Source organism: Mycobacterium sp. E2327 (assembly GCF_001672675.1).
Taxonomy (GTDB): Bacteria; Actinomycetota; Actinomycetes; order Mycobacteriales; family Mycobacteriaceae; genus Mycobacterium.
The window spans coordinates 104,205-121,670 of record NZ_LZKE01000222.1 but is presented as its reverse complement, the minus strand read 5'-3'; the positions used below and the strand labels follow the sequence as shown (position 1 = coordinate 121,670).

Genomic DNA, 17,466 nt, shown 5'->3' with positions numbered 1-17,466 from the left:
CGCGTGGGCAAGCACGCGAGCACCGACCGGCCCGGCACCCCTGACCGTCCGGATCCGCAGCGGCGCGACGCGCCCCAAGCGCCCGGCCGCCGCCGTCCGGTTCCGCCCGACGACCGGTTGACCACGATCCTGCCGCCCGTCGCCGATGACCGCGCACCACGCCGGCCCGACCCGATCCAAGAGGTGAAGGCCGCACTCGACCGCCCCGCGTCCGCGCCCCTGCAAAGCGACCCGATCGAAGAGGTCAAGGCCGCGCTGGACGGACGGGCGACCACCCCGCGCCGCAGCGAGCCGATGTCCGGGCGCCGCCCGCCCGAAGGGCCCCCACCCCCGCCCCGAGGGCCCGGTGGGCCTGGCGGACCGGGCGGACCTCGTGGCAGAGCCCCACGACCCGGGGTGGACTGGAACTGGACCCAGCAGATCAACTGGTTGTGGGTGCGACGCGCCGCCTACATCACGGCCGCGGCGCTGGTGCTGCTGCCGATCGTCACCTTCACCATGGCGTACTTCATCGTCGACGTGCCCAAACCCGGCAATATCCGCACCAACCAGGTCTCGACGATCCTGGCGAGCGACGGCTCGCAGCTCGCCAAAATCGTTCCGCCCGAGGGGAATCGGGTCGACGTCAACATCAGCCAGGTTCCGGTGCATGTGCGTCAGGCGGTGATTGCCGCGGAAGACCGCAACTTCTATTCCAACCCGGGCATTTCGTTCACCGGGTTCGCGCGGGCGGTCAACAACGACCTCTTCGGCGGCGACCTGCAGGGCGGCTCGACGATCACCCAGCAGTACGTGAAGAACGCGCTCGTCGGTTCGGCGCAGCACGGGTTCAGCGGGCTGATGCGCAAGGCCAAGGAATTGGTCATCGCGACCAAGATGTCGGGGGAGTGGTCCAAAGACGATGTCCTGCAGGCCTATCTGAACATCATCTACTTCGGTCGCGGGGCCTACGGCATTTCGGCCGCCGCGAAGGCCTATTTCGACAAGCCGGTCGAGCAGCTCACCGTCTCCGAGGGAGCGCTGTTGGCGGCGCTGATCCGGCGGCCCTCCTCGCTGGATCCCGCCGTCGATCCCAAGGGCGCCGCGGAGCGGTGGAACTGGGTTTTGGACGGCATGGTGGAAACCAAGGCGCTGTCGCCGAGCGACCGTGCGGCGCAGGTGTTTCCGGCGACGTTGCCGCCCGATCAGGCCCGCGCGCAGAACCAGACCACCGGGCCCAACGGGCTGATCGAGCGCCAGGTGGCCAAAGAGCTGATGGAGCTGTTCAACATCGACGAGCAGACCCTGAACACCCAGGGGCTGCAGGTCACCACGACGATCGACCCGAAGGCCCAGCAGGCCGCAGAGAAGGCGGTGTCGAAATACCTTGACGGGCAGGACCCCGACATGCGGTCCGCGGCGGTGTCGGTCGATCCGCACACCGGCGCGATCCGCGCCTACTACGGCGGTTCGGACGCCAACGGTTTCGACTTTGCTCAGGCCGGGCTGCAGACCGGATCGTCGTTCAAGGTGTTCGCTCTGGTTGCCGCGCTGCAACAAGGTATCGGGCTGGGCTACCAGGTGGACAGTTCACCGCTCACCGTCGACGGGATCAAGATCACCAATGTCGACGGGGAGAGTTGCGGCACCTGCAATATCGCCGAGGCGCTGAAGCTTTCGCTCAACACCGCCTACTACCGGCTGATGCTCAAGCTCAAGGGGGGACCGCAGGCCGTCGCCGACGCCGCACACCAGGCGGGCGTCGCGACCAGCTTCCCCGGTGTCGCGCACACGCTGTCCGAGGACGGCAAGGGCGGGCCGCCCAACAACGGAATTGTGTTGGGCCAGTATCAAACCCGGCCCATCGACATGGCATCGGCGTACGCCACACTGGCCGCGTCAGGTGTCTACCACCGGCCCCATCTGGTGCAAAAGGTCGTCAACGCCGAAGGCCAGGTGCTGTTCGACGCCGGCAACTCCGACAACAACGGTGAGAACCGCATCGACAAGGGCGTCGCCGACAACGTTACTGCCGCGATGGCGCCGATTGCCGGCTATTCGCGCGGGCACAATTTGGCCGGCGGTCGGCCCTCGGCCGCCAAGACCGGGACCGTGCAACTGGGCGACACCCAGGCGAACAAGGATGCCTGGATGGTCGGATACACGCCGTCGCTGTCGACGGCGGTCTGGGTGGGCACCGTGCAGGACAACGTGCCACTGGTGACGGCCTCGGGCGCGGAGGTCTACGGTTCCGGGCTGCCATCGGACATTTGGAAGGCGACCATGGACGGCGCCCTTAAGGGCACCCCCAACGAGACCTTCCCCAAGCCGAGCGAGATCGGTGGCTACGCCGGCGTTCCCGCCGCGCCGCCCCCGCCGGCACCGCCCGCGGTGACCGTCATCCAGCCCACCATCGAGGTGGCGCCCGGCATCACTATTCCGGTCGGCCCGCCGACGACGGTTACCAACGCGCCGCCGCCGCCTGGAGGCACCCAGCCGGGTGGCCCGCAACCACCCGGCGTCCCGCCGGGCGGCCCGCAAGCGCCCCCGCCGCCGCCGTGACCGGCGCGCGGCAGCAGGACAGCACCATCTCACCGCGGCCCCTGGCCGCCGATCTGCGCAGCGCCGACAATCGCGATTGCCCCAGCCGCACCGACGTTTTGGGCGCGGCGCTGGCCGATGTCGTCGGCGGACCGGTGGGCCGCCACGCGCTCATCGGCCGCACGAGGGTGATGACGCCGGTGCGGGTCATGTTCCTGATCGCGCTGGTGTTCCTGGCGCTCGGCTGGTCGACCAAGGCGGCGTGCCTGCAGAGCACCGGCTCGGGGTCCGGCGACCAGCGGGTTGCCAATTGGGAGAACCAACGGGCCTACTACGAATTGTGCTATTCCGACACGGTGCCCCTCTACGGCGCGGAGTTGTTGAGCCAGGGCAAGTTCCCGTACAAGTCGAGTTGGATCGAGACCGACGGCAGCGGCGCGCCGCAGACGCGCTACGACGGCCGGCCCGCGGTGCGCTACATGGAGTATCCGGTGCTGACCGGGGTCTATCAGTACGTGTCGATGGCGGTGGCCAAGACCTACACCGCGCTGAGCAAGGTCGCCCCGCTGCCCGTGGTGGCCGAGGTGGTGATGTTCTTCGACATCGCGGCGTTCGGGCTGGCGTTGGCCTGGCTGGCGACCGTCTGGGCGACCGCGGGCCTGTCGGGCCGGCGCATTTGGGACGCCGCCCTGGTGGCCGCCTCGCCGTTGGTGATCTTTCAGATATTCACCAACTTCGATGCTTTGGCAACGGCTTTCGCGATGGGCGGGCTGTTGGCCTGGGCACGGCGCAAACCGGTGTTGGCCGGTGTGCTGATCGGGCTGGGTGCCGCGGCTAAGCTCTACCCGCTGCTGTTCCTGGGCCCGATGCTGGTGCTGGGTATCCGGACCGGTCGCCTCGGCGCCCTGGCGCGCACGGCGGCGACGGCCGCGGCGACATGGTTGTTGGTGAATCTGCCGGTGCTGGTGCTGTTTCCGCGCGGTTGGTCCGAGTTCTTCCGCCTCAACACGCGGCGCGGCGACGACATGGACTCGTTGTACAACGTGGTCAAGTCGTTCACCGGCTGGCGCGGGTTCGATCCCGGGCTCGGCTTCTGGCAGCCGCCGACCGTATTGAACGCGGTCGTTGCGGTGTCGTTCGCGCTGTGTTGTGCGGCGATCGCGTATGTCGCGCTCACCGCCCCGCGACGGCCAAGGCTGGCGCAGCTTGTGTTCTTGGTCGTGGCGGCCTTCCTGTTGACCAACAAGGTGTGGAGTCCCCAGTTCTCGTTGTGGTTGGTGCCGTTGGCGGTGCTGGCGTTGCCGCATCGCCGAATCCTGTTGGCGTGGATGACGATTGACGCACTGGTCTGGGTGCCGCGGATGTACTTCCTGTACGGCAACCCGAACCGCGGGCTGCCGGAGCAGTTCTTCACCACGACGGTGTTACTGCGCGACATCGCGGTCGTTGCGCTGTGTGTGCTTGTTCTCCGGCAGATCTACCGGCCCGAGGAAGACCTGGTGCGCTGGGGCGGGCGCGTCGACGATCCGGCGGGCGGCCCCTTCGATCGCGCCTCAGACGCACCGCCTCGCTGGTTGCCCGACTGGCTGCGTCCGCCGGGCGTGCGCCGCCCGACGGCGCCGGCAGCCGAACCGGACAAGGAAGCGGTGGCCGCGGCGCCATGACCCGCGCCGACGACGATGGTGCCGGCGTAGCCGGGATAGGTGGGGGCACCTCCCGCTTGCGGGGGAGAGTGGCGCCATGACTTTAGTCGCGATCCCGCTGTTTCCGCGGTTCACCGCCTTGGATGCCGTGGGCCCGTACGAAGTGCTGCAACGCATTCCATCGATCGAGGTCGTGTTCGTCGGGCACCGCCGCGGCGAGGTGCGCACCGAAAACGGCATGCTCGGCGTCGCCTGCGATGCGGCCTTCGATGAAGTCGGCGCCCCCGACGTGGTGGTCGTGCCGGGCGGGATCGGAACCCGCCAGCTGATCCACGACGACGCTATCCGCGCCTGGCTTCGATCGGTGCACCCCAACACCACGTTCACCACCTCGGTGTGCACCGGGGCGTTGTTGCTGGCCGCCGCGGGCCTGCTCGACGGGCTCACCGCGACGACCCATTTCAGTGCTGCGGATTTGTTGAACGAGTTGGGCGCACGTTACGTGCCCGAACGAGTTGTCGAGCACCTGTCGCAGCGAATCATCACCGCCGCCGGTGTATCCAGCGGCATCGACATGGCCCTACGGTTGGTCGAGCTTCTTGTCGACCGACAGGCCGCGCAAGCCGCTCAATTGTTGATCGAATACGACCCGCAGCCGCCGTTCGACTCCGGGTCGCTCGCCAAGGCCGACGACGCGACGAGGGCCAGGGCGAAGGAATACACCGAACGCCGAAAGTAAGGCCCCGGTCCGACGGATTTTTCGGGCCGGCCCCCCGTCCGGTACCCTGGTGCGGTTGCCGACGCAGGCGACCCTCCTGCCACGGAACGACCGTGGCCGCTTGAGACCAGAGGAGGTGGTGAGGTTTCCATGCGTCCATACGAAATCATGGTCATTCTTGACCCCACGCTCGACGAGCGCACCGTTGCCCCGTCCTTGGAGACGTTCCTCAACGTCGTCCGCAAGGATGGCGGGACCGTCGACAAGGTCGACATCTGGGGCAAGCGCCGCCTGGCCTACGAGATTGCCAAGCACGCCGAGGGCATCTACGTCGTCGTCGACCTGAAGGCCGAGCCGGCGACGGTCTCCGAGCTCGACCGCCAGCTCAGCCTCAACGAGTCGGTGTTGCGCACCAAGGTGATGCGCACCGATAAGCACTGACTGCCGAGTGTCGTCGGAGCTGCGTACGCTCAGCGGGAACACACTGATGTCTATCCCCCGTCCAAAGGCGACGAACAGGGTGGAACGAGGAGGAACCTGTGGCTGGTGACACCACAATCACCGTTGTCGGCAACCTGACCGCCGACCCCGAACTGCGGTTCACTCCCTCGGGTGCCGCCGTGGCGAACTTCACCGTGGCGTCGACGCCACGGATCTATGACCGCCAGAGCGGGGAATGGAAGGACGGCGAGGCGCTGTTCCTGCGGTGCAACATCTGGCGGGAGGCCGCCGAGAACGTGGCGGAAAGCCTCACTCGCGGTGCCAGGGTGATCGTCACCGGGCGGCTTAAGCAGCGTTCGTTCGAGACCCGTGAGGGCGAGAAGCGCACCGTCGTCGAGGTCGAGGTCGATGAGATCGGGCCGTCGCTGCGGTACGCCACCGCCAAGGTCAATAAGGCCAGCCGCAGCGGGAGCGGGGGCGGTGGCTTCGGCGGGGGCGGTGGCTCGCGCCCGGCGGCGGCCCCGGCGGCCCAGCCGAGTGGCGGGGACGACCCGTGGGGCAGCGCCCCGGCCTCGGGGTCCTTCGGCGGCGGCGACGACGAGCCACCCTTCTAAAACACAAAACTTCAGACCAGTAACAAACGGAAAGAAAGACAGACATGGCCAAGTCCACCAAGCGGCGCCCGGCTCCGGAAAAGCCGATCAAGGCGCGCAAATGCGTCTTCTGCGCCAAAAAGGGTCAAGCGATCGACTACAAGGACACCACCCTGTTGCGCACCTACATCAGCGAGCGCGGAAAGATCCGGGCGCGCCGCGTCACCGGCAACTGCGTGCAGCACCAGCGCGACATCGCCATCGCGGTGAAGAACGCGCGCGAGGTGGCCCTGCTGCCCTTCACCTCCTCGACGCGGTAGCCGCCGAGAGCCAACCGAAAGTACTGAACAATGAAGCTGATTCTGACGGCTGACGTCGATCACCTCGGGACCGTCGGCGACGCGGTCGAGGTCAAGGACGGGTACGGCCGCAACTTCCTGCTCCCACGCGGCCTGGCCATTTTGGCCTCGCGCGGCGCGCAGAAGCAGGCCGACGAGATTCGCCGGGCCCGCGAGACCAAGACAGTGCGCGACCTCGAGCACGCCAACGAAATCAAGTCGGCGATCGATGCGCTGGGCCCCGTCCCACTGCCGGTGAAGGCCGCGGGCGACACGGGCAAGCTGTTCGGCTCGGTGACCGCCGGTGCCGTCGTCGCGGCCATCAAGAAGGCTGGCGGACCCAACCTCGACAAGCGGGTCGTCCGCCTGCCCAAGACGCACATCAAGTCCGTCGGCACCTATGCGGTCTCGGTGCACCTGCACCCCGAGATCGACGCCGAGGTCGCGCTCGACGTAGTCGCGGATAGCTAACTAAGTAGCGTTTGCCGAACCTTTGGTGCTCGGCGCGGGCTTCGCGGCGGCTTTGGACCGCGGCCGCGTTTGCTCGGCTGGCGAACTCTTTCAGGGGTCCCGCCGAGCGATCCTCTTAACCACCTGGTAACTCGCCGAAAATATGGCCGAAAGCCAACACGCCCGACGCAGTAACCTGCGACGACACGCCGTAGAGATTCCTGTCCACACCGATTGAGGTGAGTTGTACTGCTCTTATCAGCAGCGATGTAGCGGAGTCTCGAATTAATCCACAGGTTCTCCACACCCCGTTCAACACAGGTGTCGAAGGATATGCACACACGATGCACAGCCTTATAAACAGTGGCCCTTTCAACTACTGGCCAGCAACGTTTACGGTCGTCCCGGCGCGATGCGATATGGGTTCATGTGGTCGTTGGATGTCGGCGCCTTGACTTAAGCTCTGAACGTCGGTTCGAATATATGTTCGGGTACTCGTGTTAGGGGAGGTGAGAGTCCGTGGCGGTCGTCGATGACCTCGCGCCTGGCATGGATTCGTCGCCACCGAACGAAGAGTTCGGCCGACAGCCCCCGCAGGACCTCGCCGCGGAGCAGTCGGTGCTGGGCGGGATGCTGCTGAGCAAGGACGCGATCGCCGACGTCCTGGAGCGGCTGCGGCCCGGCGACTTCTATCGCCCGGCGCACCAAAACATCTATGACGCGATCCTCGACCTCTACGGGCGGGGCGAGCCGGCCGACGCCGTGACGGTCGCCGCGGAACTGGACCGTCGCGGCATGCTGCGCCGCATCGGCGGCGCGCCCTATCTGCACACCCTGATCTCGACGGTGCCGACGGCGGCCAACGCGGGCTACTACGCAGGCATCGTCGCCGAGAAGGCGCTGCTGCGCCGGCTGGTGGAGGCCGGGACGCGGGTCGTGCAATACGGCTACGCGGGCGCCGAGGGCGCCGACGTGGCCGAGATAGTCGACCGCGCGCAGGCCGAGATCTACGACGTCGCCGACCGCCGGATGTCCGAGGACTTCGTCCCCCTCGAGGACCTGTTGCAGCCCACCATGGACGAGATCGACGCCATCGCGTCCAGCGGCGGGGTGTCGCGTGGCGTGCTGACCGGTTTCACCGAGCTCGACGAGGTGACCAACGGCCTGCACCCCGGGCAGATGATCATCGTGGCGGCGCGACCCGGCGTGGGTAAGGCGCTGGCGCTGAAAACGCCCCTGCCGACGCCGGGCGGTTGGACAACGATGGGAGACGTCGCGGTCGGCGAGGAGCTGCTCGATGCCGACGGGCAGCCGACGCGGGTGGTCGCCGCGACGGACGTGATGCTGGGACGCCCCTGCTATGAGGTGCAGTTCTCGGACGGGACAGTGATCACCGCGGACGCCGCGCATCAGTGGCCGACGACTCGCGGCATCCGGACATCGGCTCAGCTGCGCAGCGGCTGGGACGCGATTGCGGCGGCCGGCACGACGCCGCACTACGCCAACCTTGGGACGACGGCCTTGTTGGCTCCTGCCCTGCAGATCACCTCGGTGCGCCGAGTGGAAAGTGTGCCGGTGCGCTGTGTCCAGGTGGACAACGCCGCGCGTCTTTATTTGGCCGGCCCTGGGATGGTGCCGACGCACAATTCCACGCTGGGTCTGGACTTCATGCGGTCGTGTTCCATCAAGCACCGGCTGGCCAGCGTCATCTTCTCGCTGGAGATGAGCAAATCCGAGATTGTGATGCGGCTGCTGTCGGCCGAGGCCAAGATCAAGCTCGCCGACATGCGTTCGGGCCGCATGAGCGACGACGACTGGACACGCCTGGCGCGGCGGATGAGCGAAATCAGCGAGGCGCCACTGTATATCGACGACTCGCCCAACTTGACCATGATGGAGATCCGGGCCAAGGCGCGCCGGCTGCGGCAAAAGGCCGACCTGCGGCTGATCGTCATCGACTACATGCAGCTGATGACGTCAGGCAAGAAGCACGAGTCGCGCCAGGTGGAGGTGTCCGAATTCTCAAGGCACCTCAAGCTTTTGGCGAAGGAACTCGAGGTTCCGGTGGTGGCGATCAGCCAGCTCAACCGCGGTCCGGAGCAGCGCACCGACAAGAGGCCGATGCTCGCCGATCTTCGCGAGTCGGGTTCGCTAGAACAAGATGCCGACGTCGTCATCCTGCTGCACCGGCCGGACGCGTTCGAGCGCGATGATCCGCGTGGGGGAGAGGCGGATTTCATTCTCGCCAAACACCGCAACGGTCCGACCAAGACGGTTACGGTCGCGCACCAACTGCACCTGTCGCGCTTCGCCAACATGGCGAGGTGACGTAAATGTCTTGTGACTTCTCAAGTTTGATGTCCATTTCTCCCATTCCAAATGTCCACCCGATGTCCCATTTGACATCAAGGTGAGAATGCTGCCTTGGCTTGTGCGAGCAGTTAGCTGACCGTAGCGATGCGGCGTTGCCCTTTTGGAACCAGGTGCATCCGGGTGTGAGCACTTCGTATTAGTTCTGGTCTTGGAGACAGTGCAGGAAGCCGCCGGATACGACGACCACGTAGTAGTCGCTTTCGTCGATGGCGAGATAACAAGCAGCTGAACGATGTTGGCGCTGGGGCGATGGCAGCGGCCAGAGGTAGATCGGCGATGGGCTCACGACTGCCCTTGGTGCGTGGGTGCCGGTTAGCAGGTGCTCGATGGGAGGCGTGGGGCTTGTTAACCACGCAGGGAAAAGGCATCACGCATCGTGTCGACGGCTTCCTTGTCGCCGTCGAAGCGGACTCGACGCAGCGCGGACTTGCGGGTGGCGGCGTCGCCGCCGAGGCGGATGGCGATGAGGTCTGCGGCGGCTGCGGTGACAATAACGCCGGGTTCGCCGCGAGCGCTGGCGAGATGCCCGTTGGTGACGGCGAATTCGAAACGCCGACCGTCGATGTCGATGCGGTAGGTGGTGTTCAGGTTGGCTGCGGCGGCCGGATCGAAGGCCAGAAGCACGCCCGCGAGGAATCCGTTGAGCGGTGTGACCGCGCTGCTGTCCATGGGATCGAGCTTGTCCAGGCCGAATCGGGCGATCGCCTGCACGATGGGAAGCACGCGCTGCCAGGCGCTGTCGGTGAGCGTGTACACGGTGCGCCCGATCGGCGCGGGCAGGTCGGTGCGGTCGATCAGCCCGACGTCTTGGAGCTCTTTGAGGCGTTGTGCGAGCAGGTTGGTGGCGATGCCGGGCAGTTCCGCCCGCAGGTCGCTGTAGCGGCGGGGGCCGCCGATGAGTTCGCGCACGATGAGCAGTGTCCAGCGTTCGCCGATGATGTCCAGACCACGCGCAATGGGGCAGTTCTGGTTGTAGACCCTGGTCTTCACGACACCACTTTAACAAGTTCCAAACCATTAATCCACCAGTCGATTGATTTGTTTGTGTAAATGGTTTACTGTCATGCCCGTGCTTCGTGTGGTGTCAGTTGTCGGACTCGGGCGGAAGCTCGACAACGCGATAACTTCTTCGGCATTGCCCTCCTATCGGTCTCACCGGGCCGCGTCTGCCAGGCAAATGACCGAGCCGGCTTCCCGAAGATAGAATATCGATGGTTATGCTATAAATAGCTTTGTCATGAGATATCCGGCAGACCAGAAGGTCAAGGCGCGCGCGGCATTGCTGCGTGCGGGCACGCGGTCGATGAAGGTCGCCGGCTTCAACGGGATCGGCGTGGATGGGCTAGCCGCTGCGGCGGACGTGACCTCCGGAGCGTTTTATTCGAACTTCGCCAATAAGGAAGCGATGCTCGAGGCGATCATCGAGGCCGCCGTCGGTGAGCCGTTCCTTTCCGACACGGAGTCCGGCAGCAAGACGGAGCGCCGGTCGAAGCTGAAGAGCTTTCTCGCGGAATACCTCAGCACCTACCACGTGGAAAACCCGGGCGACGGATGTGTGATGCCGACCCTTAGCGCCGACGTCGCGCGGGCGGGAGTGTCCACCCGAGAGGCGTACGAACACAAGATCACCGCGCTGGCACAGCGGGTGGCCGATGTTCTCGACGGAGCCGATCGGGAGCGGCGTGCATGGAGCGTCGTCGCGCTGATGGTGGGGGCGGTGTCGATCTCGCGCGCGATGGCCGACCCCGCCACGCAGGCAGACGTGATCGACGCCGCGAGCGAGACCGCGGACAGGCTCATCTCACCCGGCAAGCGACGCACATGAGTGGAGGCGGCATGTGGACATCGAGTGCTTGGAAAGCCGCCCCGGCAAGCCTAGGTATCGCCATGGTCTTGTTTTGCGTTGTGCCGGGCGGCAACTCGATCGCCGCGCCGGACGACGAAGCTGCGACAATGCAGCGGCAGCGGGCCATCGTCGGCGCCTTCGCGACCGCCATCGTGCACGACGACCACGCCGGAATCGCCGAACACGCCACCCCCGATATTGTCTGGACTATCCCCGGCTCCAGTGTGGTGGCCGGCAGGGCGACTGGAATCGACGACGTCACCAGGCTGGCCGACACGTTTGCCCAGTACGGGCTGCACATCTCGCCGCGCGGATTTGCTTTCGGTCAAGACACCGTTGCGGTCACACTGCACGACACCGGTGAACACAATGGCAAGCGGCTCGAACAGGACGTGGTCAACGTGCTCACCATCCGTGACGACAAGATTTCTGAGGTCACAGCGCATTTGACCGACATCGGGTCATTTGACGCGTACTTCTCCTAACCAGAGGTTCCTCGCGGCCCATCCCACTGCAGCTTCACCGATCCTAGGCTAGCCATAGTATAACGATCGCTATATAGTGGTCGTTATACTATGGACGACGAAAGGAAAGCGATGGCAAGCCAGCAAGCGATCGAGTTCGCCGACTTCTACGCCGAGATCGGCACGCGATCCTCGAATCCCAATTTCGAGCTGGAGACGATCCGCGACGTCACCGAGAACATCCATCTGGCGACGAAGGAACCCGAGGGCGTGACCTACGCCGAGGTGGACGCCGGCGGAGTCGAGGCGCTGTGGTGTATCCCGGTCGACAGCGACCCCGAGTCGGTGCTGCTGCACACGCACATGGGCGGCAGCGTGCTGATGTCGATGCATTCGGACCGAAAAGCTGCCGCGCACATTGCGAAAGCAGCGGGCGTGCGATCGCTGGTGTTGAACTTCCGGCGTTCCCCGGAGCACAAGTACCCAGCGCAGGTTGAAGATGTGGACGCCGCCTACCGCTGGCTGCTTGACCAGGGCTACCGGCCCGACAAGATCGGCAGTGTCGGCCACTCGATCGGCGGCTATCTCGCGGTCGAACTTGCACTGCGGTTGCGTGATCGGGGCGAGGCACTGCCCGGTGCCGTGCTGTCCATCTCGCCGTGGACCGACGCCACGCTGTCGGGGGACTCCATCGAGACCAACGCCGAGCGAGACAAGCTGCTCACCCGGGGATTGCTCGAGCTGTTCCGGTCGTGCTGGCTTGATGGAACCGGCGTGGAATTCACCGACCCGCAGGTGCATCTGCTCGGGGCCGACCTGTCCGGGCTGCCCCCGACCGCGGTGTACTACGGCGAATACGAGCTCCTCGCGTCCGACGCCATCGCCTTCGCGCGGCGGGCGAAGGAGGCAGGCAATGACGTCCTCGTCCGGCGGGTCGACGAGGGGCAGCACTCCTTCATCATGGGGGCGGGCCGCGTCGACGAGGTCGACCGCGCGATCGCCGAGATGGGTCGCTGGCTGCGCTCCGTGCTTGGGCTCCAGACGGCCGTGGCCTGACAGGTATGCAGCCGTTCGAACTGACGTTGCCCGCCGCCGCACGGGAGATTCGGGTCAAGGCGCTACCGCCGGTCGAGCCGGAGACCAACGCGTTCAGCAACGTCACCGCCGAGCTGGCCGCCAACGCCGCGGCGGCGGCCGAACGCAAGTTCTCAGGCGGCCGATACCGCGGCCCGCGCGGAAAGCGTTGTGGGAGTACGCAGTTGGCGGCCGCGGTTCGTTTTCGAATGGGCTTGAACTGCTCAGCCTATCCACACGTGATCTAGGTATCTGCCGATATACCCAGTTCTGTTAAGTCAGGAGACCTTGGTGAATACTGAGTTGAAGCCGCGTTACGACGTCATCGTGTGCGGCGCTGGATCGTCAGGATCGGTGATCGCCGGCCGGTTGGCCGAAAACCCCGACATCACGGTCTTACTTTTGGAGGCTGGCGGCAGCGACGACGTCCCTAGCGTGACCGACGCAAGCCAATGGCCGTCGAACCTTGGCAGCGAACGCGATTGGGAATTCACGTCCGAGCCAGACCCGCGGCTTCACGGCCGCGCGATCCCGTTTTCGATGGGAAAAGTGCTCGGCGGCGGGTCCAGCATCAACCTGATGATCTGGGCGCGCGGACACCGCAGCGACTGGGACCACTACGCCTCGGAGTCCGGCGAGTCGGCCTGGAGATACCAAGCAATCCTCGACCTCTACCGGCGGCTCGAGGACTGGCACGGCATCGGCGAGCCAAACCATCGGGGCAGGGGCGGGCCGGTGTTCGTCCAGCCGGCACCCGATGCGCACCCGCTTGCCGCGGCGACCCTTCAGGCGGCCAGGGCCATCGGCATTCCCACCTACCAGAGCCCCAACGGCCGCCTGATGGAGGAGATCCGCGGCGCCGCCATCACCGATCTGCGCTGGCGCGACGGAAAACGCCTATCGGTGTTTCGCACTTATACCGCCCCGCGTCAACAGCAGCCGAATCTGACCGTGGCCCCGCACGCACTGGTCACCCGCGTGATCTTCGAAGGCAATCGGGCCGCCGGTGTCGAGATCGTCCACGGCGGCTCAGTGCATCGAATAGCTGCCGACGCTGAGGTCGTCCTGTCGCTGGGCGCCATTCACACACCGAAGGTGCTGATGCAGTCCGGCATCGGCGACGAAGACGAATTGCGTCGAGTCGGCATCACCGTTCGGCAGCACCTGCCCGGGGTCGGACGCAACCTTCAGGACCACTTCGGGTTCGACTGCGTGTGGGAGTTTCCCGAGAACATTCATGGCAGCACTCAGGTGGGTGCGACATTGTTCTGGGACTCCGGAGCTGCCGATGTCGACGGACCCGACTTGTTCGCGTGTTTGGGGCCTTTCCCAAAAGCCACTGCGGAAAATGCCGCGAAATACGAGCTGCCGCAGAATAGTTGGGTCTTATTCGGCTCACCAACGCACCCCCGCAGTCGGGGTCGGATTCGATTGTCGGGTCCCGACCCGGCCGACCCTGTGCTTATCCAAGCCAACGCGCTCGCCGACCCCGAAGAACTCAAGACCGCCATCACCTGCATCGAAACCCTCCGTGAGATCGGCAACTCCGCCGAGCTTCGGCCGTTCGTCGCGCGCGAGATCATGCCGGGCGACCTGACCGGCGCTGAACTCGAGACATATCTGCGGGACGCCGTAACCACCTACTGGCACGAATCCGGTACCGCCAAGATGGGCCGCGACACCATGTCGGTGGTCGACGGACACCTCAAGGTTTACGGCGTCGAGGGCCTGCGCGTCGCCGACGCATCGATCATGCCCCGCATCAGCACCGCCAACACCATGGCGCCCTGCGTCGTCATCGGCGAGCGCGCTGCGCAATTCATCAAAGCCACAAACCGAATCTGACCCGCGATCCATCTGATGAGGGCAGGCAGCCAAAACGGCCTCTCGAAGGGTGCTCAAAACGTTCGCCGGTTAGGCGCCCGAGAACCAACACCGAACCCGTCTTCCTCCCAGGGATGGGACACGAGCTCATGTTAGAGCCAGGATCGGCCACGGTCGTGGACACCATTATTTCTTCGCTAGGCTCGCGACAACTGTGACCCTCGGCGCCTACTTGACGGCGCAATAATCAACGGTATGCCGCCACTCGTCCCTGACCGGATTGAAGGGCTAGAGGTGCTCCAACGGTCGATCGACGATGTCATGGGTGCGAGCGCCAACATCGATTGGTCGGTTTGTATTCGAGATGGCGCGGGCCACGACCTAGCCTCTCGTAATGCCGAGCGCCCGATGAAGACTGCGAGCATCGGCAAGCTGCTGCTGCTGCTCGAGGTCGCACGGCAATGCGCGAGGGGCGAGCTCAGCGGCGCTACGTTGCTCGACCGGGATCCAGCGCTCTTGGTCGCCGATTCGGGGATCTGGCAGCACCTTCTCGTCGAGCGACTGTCCATCCGGGATCTCTGCGTTCTGATTGCCAGCGTCAGCGACAACCTGGCGACAAATGTCCTGCTCAAGAGGGTGGGCTTGCGCAAGCTTCGCGACCTTGCCGAATCCCTCGGCTTAGTCCACACGGCGCTGCTGGACTACGTCAGGGATCACCGAGGCCCAGATGACCCGGCGATACTGTCGACCGGCTCAGCATCCGAGTTGTCGCACCTGATGACTCAGCTGGGTCGCAAAGAGCTGATATCCCCGACGGTTTCAGAACAGGTGAACGCCTGGCTGGCAACCTCCGTAGACCTATCCATGGTCGCGGGCGCATTTGGGCTTGATCCGCTGGCCCATGCGACGTCGGATCGAAAGTTCTTTGTTCGTAACAAAACTGGTGCTGACGCAGGTATCAGCGCAGATGTCGGGACGATCGGGCGAGACTCCGTCTGGTTTAACTATGCGGTGATCGCCAATTGGGATGCCTCTGACCGAAGCGTCCGAGACGAGGTGCTGGCGGGAATGCATGCCGCGGGCACAGCGCTGAGGACCATGATCGAAAGCGCTTCGTGAACGTGATCCCGGAAGGGACCGTGCTCCGGTGAGCCGACACGGCCTGTCGCGTGCTGAATTCCATTGCCCACATGATCGTCGACGACGGGACGGCGCTCGCACCGGCGATGCATATCGACTACCAAGACAGGTTTCTTATCGAAGTTGCCCAGGTCGAGCATCCCGGTGTCCACTTGAAATTCGCAGTTGGGCTCTTCGGCCCCCGGGTTCGTGCCCTGCAGTTGGTGTGGGCTGACGACAAGGGCCGTTGGTCTTGGGATGCGGGGTGGGGGCACGGCCGGTGTCGGCAGCCGGTGCTCGGTGTCCGTGCGGACTGCCCGGGCTCGGGCGCCTAGCGACGACTTCGATCTGCCGCGCAATCTGCCGGGCTGAATCGACCCCGGTTAGGTAATCGACCAGAATTCGAGCAGGGTGCGCAACGTCGCGACAAGGGGGAGTGGTTGGTCGAGCATCGGGTGGTGGCCGGCCTCGGCCAGCTCGACGAAAGGCCCCCGCAGCTGGAGCATGGAGCGGATTCGTTCGGCCATGGCGGGCGGCACCAGTCCCGATTCGCAACGCACATAGCCCAAACGGCAACGCATTTCGGCCATCATGGTTTCCAGCGATTCTTCATCCGAGGTTGTCGGCGCAAGAAGGTCACCACCGAAAATCGCCGGGTCGAACTTCCAATTCCAGCCCCCGGTGGTCTTCCGCACCGACTCGACCGCGATATGCCGCCGGATGTAGGGGAGTATCACCTGCTGCGAGGGCACCGCCGTAAAGCGTTGCAGGATCTCGTCTCTCGTCCGATACGGGGTGTGCTTGCGGTTGCGTAACCGCGCTTCCTCGGGGGAACGATCCCACAGCGGCGAGTCGATCACGATCATGCTGTTGATTTGATTACCGCAACTCATCGCCGCTGTGGCCGCGATCCAGCCGCCCATGCTGTGGCCGACGATGGTCGGTCGCCCCGATGCCCCGGCGGCTGTGGAAACTGCCATCACTTCGTCCGCCCATGTCTGCAGGTCGTAGTTGTTACGCGTGCCGCTGTCGCCGTGGCCGGACAGATCGGGTGCGATCACGCGATGGGTGCGGGACAAGAACGGCGCGATGTGGTTCCACCAACCGGAGTGGGCGGCGCCGCCGTGGACCAGCACGACCGTGGGTTGGTCTGCGGCGCCCCAGGCGCGTAAGTGAATGCGGCAACCGTCGACGTCGACGTCGCAATGGTCCGGTCGCTGGGCCAGCGCCGCGGTGAACCAGGACGGTTCAGTTTCCACCCGGCGCGAACGGGAAAACAGGCTCCGACCTCCGTGTGCACGTAAACGCAGCTCAGTGGACGCCCTACCTTAACTGCAGTCAAACTCCCTGGGAAACGCGCGCCCACCGCCAAGACGCTCTGCGTGTACGCAAGTCGAGTAGTCGACTACGCATGTGAAGCGGCCCGGCAGCTGACACTCTGTTGCCGTCCAGTACTGCCTGAACCGGAGGACGGCGATGGATGCCGTCACCAAGGAGCGAATTGTGAACCGAGGAGCCCGATTCTAATGACCGCAGCCATGGCTACTCACCAGACGTTCCCCGACTACTACTGCGACCTCGCCGGCGACGGCATCTACATCGAGTACTGCGTCACCCCACCGCGGATCCCCGGCAGGCCGCCCTTCGTGCTCAGATACGACAACGGCTGGCAGACGCTCAACTTCGAGCGCGAGCAGATCCGCAGTACGTTCGTGGCCGACCTGGGCTGGACTCTGAGCGTGACGACGCACGAACTCGGCGATGCCGGTTCGGTCACCGCAACGATTCTCTTCCCAACCGTCGTAATGCCCCCGACAGGAGGGGAAATCCCGGTGCAGTCGATGCTGATCATCGCCACCCACGAGATCCCCGCTGTGGTGACGCTTCCCGGCCAGCGTGACCATTACCGGATAACCGCCCTCACCGGCCGCGCCCAAAAGATGCGCCTGTATTAGACGAAAGCGGCTGGCCGCTCCCGCCCGCGAGAGAGTTCGGCCAGGGCCTGGCAGAGCTTCCTGATCAACCGGCGATTGTGGCGGCGGGCTCAGCGGCTGGGGGGACCT

17 protein-coding genes and 1 pseudogene are annotated in these 17,466 nt (G+C 65.2%); 16 read left to right on the top strand and 2 right to left on the bottom strand.

Annotated features, from left to right (window positions below):
* Positions 1-3: 3 nt before the first annotated feature.
* The 8 genes from A5712_RS25845 (at position 4) to dnaB (ending at position 9,031) form a co-directional block, all read left to right on the top strand.
* Positions 4-2,541 carry a transglycosylase domain-containing protein gene (locus tag A5712_RS25845; protein ID WP_068111896.1) on the top strand — a complete coding sequence of 846 codons (2,538 nt, stop codon included), beginning with the start codon at positions 4-6 and terminating at the stop codon, positions 2,539-2,541.
* Positions 2,538-4,184 carry a glycosyltransferase family 87 protein gene (locus tag A5712_RS25840; protein ID WP_068111893.1) on the top strand — a complete coding sequence of 549 codons (1,647 nt, stop codon included), beginning with the start codon at positions 2,538-2,540 and terminating at the stop codon, positions 4,182-4,184. The genes A5712_RS25845 and A5712_RS25840 overlap by 4 nt, the downstream gene beginning before the upstream one ends.
* 76 nt (positions 4,185-4,260) lie before the next feature.
* Positions 4,261-4,902: a DJ-1/PfpI family protein gene (locus A5712_RS25835; protein ID WP_068111890.1), complete on the top strand. Its 642-nt coding sequence runs from the start codon at positions 4,261-4,263 to the stop codon at positions 4,900-4,902.
* Positions 4,903-5,031: 129 nt separating this feature from the next.
* Positions 5,032-5,322: a 30S ribosomal protein S6 gene (rpsF, locus tag A5712_RS25830; RefSeq protein ID WP_044509152.1), complete on the top strand. Its 291-nt coding sequence runs from the start codon at positions 5,032-5,034 to the stop codon at positions 5,320-5,322.
* Between the two features lie 98 nt (positions 5,323-5,420).
* Entirely contained in the window at positions 5,421-5,936 is a 516-nt protein-coding gene (locus A5712_RS25825) for a single-stranded DNA-binding protein (protein ID WP_068111888.1), read from the top strand.
* Between the two features lie 44 nt (positions 5,937-5,980).
* Entirely contained in the window at positions 5,981-6,235 is a 255-nt protein-coding gene (gene rpsR, locus A5712_RS25820; protein ID WP_066935440.1) for a 30S ribosomal protein S18, read from the top strand.
* A gap of 30 nt (positions 6,236-6,265) precedes the next feature.
* Positions 6,266-6,724 carry a 50S ribosomal protein L9 gene (rplI, locus tag A5712_RS25815; protein ID WP_068111884.1) on the top strand — a complete coding sequence of 153 codons (459 nt, stop codon included), beginning with the start codon at positions 6,266-6,268 and terminating at the stop codon, positions 6,722-6,724.
* A 498-nt stretch (positions 6,725-7,222) separates the two neighbouring features.
* A complete protein-coding gene (gene dnaB, locus A5712_RS25810; RefSeq protein WP_068111882.1) occupies positions 7,223-9,031 on the top strand; it encodes a replicative DNA helicase in 1,809 nt (602 codons plus the stop codon).
* Positions 9,032-9,421: 390 nt separating this feature from the next.
* Here dnaB and A5712_RS25805 read toward each other — a convergent pair whose 3' ends face one another.
* Positions 9,422-10,066, bottom strand: a complete 645-nt coding sequence (locus A5712_RS25805) for a helix-turn-helix domain-containing protein (protein ID WP_068111879.1) — start codon at positions 10,064-10,066, stop codon at positions 9,422-9,424.
* 247 nt (positions 10,067-10,313) lie between these two features.
* Here A5712_RS25805 and A5712_RS25800 point away from each other — a divergent pair, with 247 nt between their 5' ends.
* The 7 genes and pseudogenes from A5712_RS25800 to A5712_RS25770 form a co-directional block, all read left to right on the top strand.
* A complete protein-coding gene (locus A5712_RS25800; RefSeq protein ID WP_068111877.1) occupies positions 10,314-10,901 on the top strand; it encodes a TetR/AcrR family transcriptional regulator in 588 nt (195 codons plus the stop codon).
* A 62-nt stretch (positions 10,902-10,963) separates the two neighbouring features.
* Complete coding sequence (locus A5712_RS25795) at positions 10,964-11,407, top strand: nuclear transport factor 2 family protein (RefSeq protein ID WP_068111874.1); 444 nt, start codon at positions 10,964-10,966, stop codon at positions 11,405-11,407.
* 111 nt (positions 11,408-11,518) lie between these two features.
* Complete coding sequence (locus tag A5712_RS25790; RefSeq protein ID WP_068112034.1) at positions 11,519-12,442, top strand: alpha/beta hydrolase; 924 nt, start codon at positions 11,519-11,521, stop codon at positions 12,440-12,442.
* A 5-nt stretch (positions 12,443-12,447) separates the two neighbouring features.
* The gene (locus A5712_RS25785; RefSeq protein WP_068111872.1) at positions 12,448-12,708 is read left to right on the top strand and encodes a hypothetical protein; all 261 of its coding nucleotides are present in this window, start codon (positions 12,448-12,450) and stop codon (positions 12,706-12,708) included.
* Between the two features lie 40 nt (positions 12,709-12,748).
* Entirely contained in the window at positions 12,749-14,305 is a 1,557-nt protein-coding gene (locus A5712_RS25780) for a GMC family oxidoreductase (protein ID WP_068111869.1), read from the top strand.
* Between the two features lie 234 nt (positions 14,306-14,539).
* Positions 14,540-15,403 (top strand): serine hydrolase, encoded by an 864-nt coding sequence (locus A5712_RS25775; protein ID WP_082973662.1) that lies wholly within the window; start codon positions 14,540-14,542, stop codon positions 15,401-15,403.
* Positions 15,404-15,450: 47 nt separating this feature from the next.
* Positions 15,451-15,738 (top strand): annotated as a pseudogene (locus A5712_RS25770) (DUF4262 domain-containing protein); the annotation flags it as partial.
* 48 nt (positions 15,739-15,786) lie between these two features.
* Here the strand turns inward: A5712_RS25770 and A5712_RS25765 are convergent.
* Complete coding sequence (locus A5712_RS25765) at positions 15,787-16,683, bottom strand: alpha/beta fold hydrolase (RefSeq protein WP_082973661.1); 897 nt, start codon at positions 16,681-16,683, stop codon at positions 15,787-15,789.
* 246 nt (positions 16,684-16,929) lie between these two features.
* Between A5712_RS25765 and A5712_RS25760 the strand changes: the two genes are divergently transcribed.
* Entirely contained in the window at positions 16,930-17,358 is a 429-nt protein-coding gene (locus A5712_RS25760) for a hypothetical protein (RefSeq protein ID WP_068111863.1), read from the top strand.
* Positions 17,359-17,466 lie beyond the last annotated feature (108 nt).

What these genes read in the sequence shown, in the direction of transcription:
- A5712_RS25800 (WP_068111877.1), top strand. Translation starts at nt 10,314, where the DNA reads ATGAGATATCCGGCAGACCAGAAGGTCAAGGCGCGCGCGGCATTGCTG.
- A5712_RS25790 (WP_068112034.1), top strand. Translation starts at nt 11,519, where the DNA reads ATGGCAAGCCAGCAAGCGATCGAGTTCGCCGACTTCTACGCCGAGATC.
- rpsR (WP_066935440.1), top strand. Translation starts at nt 5,981, where the DNA reads ATGGCCAAGTCCACCAAGCGGCGCCCGGCTCCGGAAAAGCCGATCAAG.
- A5712_RS25785 (WP_068111872.1), top strand. Translation starts at nt 12,448, where the DNA reads ATGCAGCCGTTCGAACTGACGTTGCCCGCCGCCGCACGGGAGATTCGG.
- rplI (WP_068111884.1), top strand. Translation starts at nt 6,266, where the DNA reads ATGAAGCTGATTCTGACGGCTGACGTCGATCACCTCGGGACCGTCGGC.
- A5712_RS25760 (WP_068111863.1), top strand. Translation starts at nt 16,930, where the DNA reads ATGACCGCAGCCATGGCTACTCACCAGACGTTCCCCGACTACTACTGC.
- A5712_RS25775 (WP_082973662.1), top strand. Translation starts at nt 14,540, where the DNA reads ATGCCGCCACTCGTCCCTGACCGGATTGAAGGGCTAGAGGTGCTCCAA.
- A5712_RS25835 (WP_068111890.1), top strand. Translation starts at nt 4,261, where the DNA reads ATGACTTTAGTCGCGATCCCGCTGTTTCCGCGGTTCACCGCCTTGGAT.
- A5712_RS25795 (WP_068111874.1), top strand. Translation starts at nt 10,964, where the DNA reads ATGGTCTTGTTTTGCGTTGTGCCGGGCGGCAACTCGATCGCCGCGCCG.
- rpsF (WP_044509152.1), top strand. Translation starts at nt 5,032, where the DNA reads ATGCGTCCATACGAAATCATGGTCATTCTTGACCCCACGCTCGACGAG.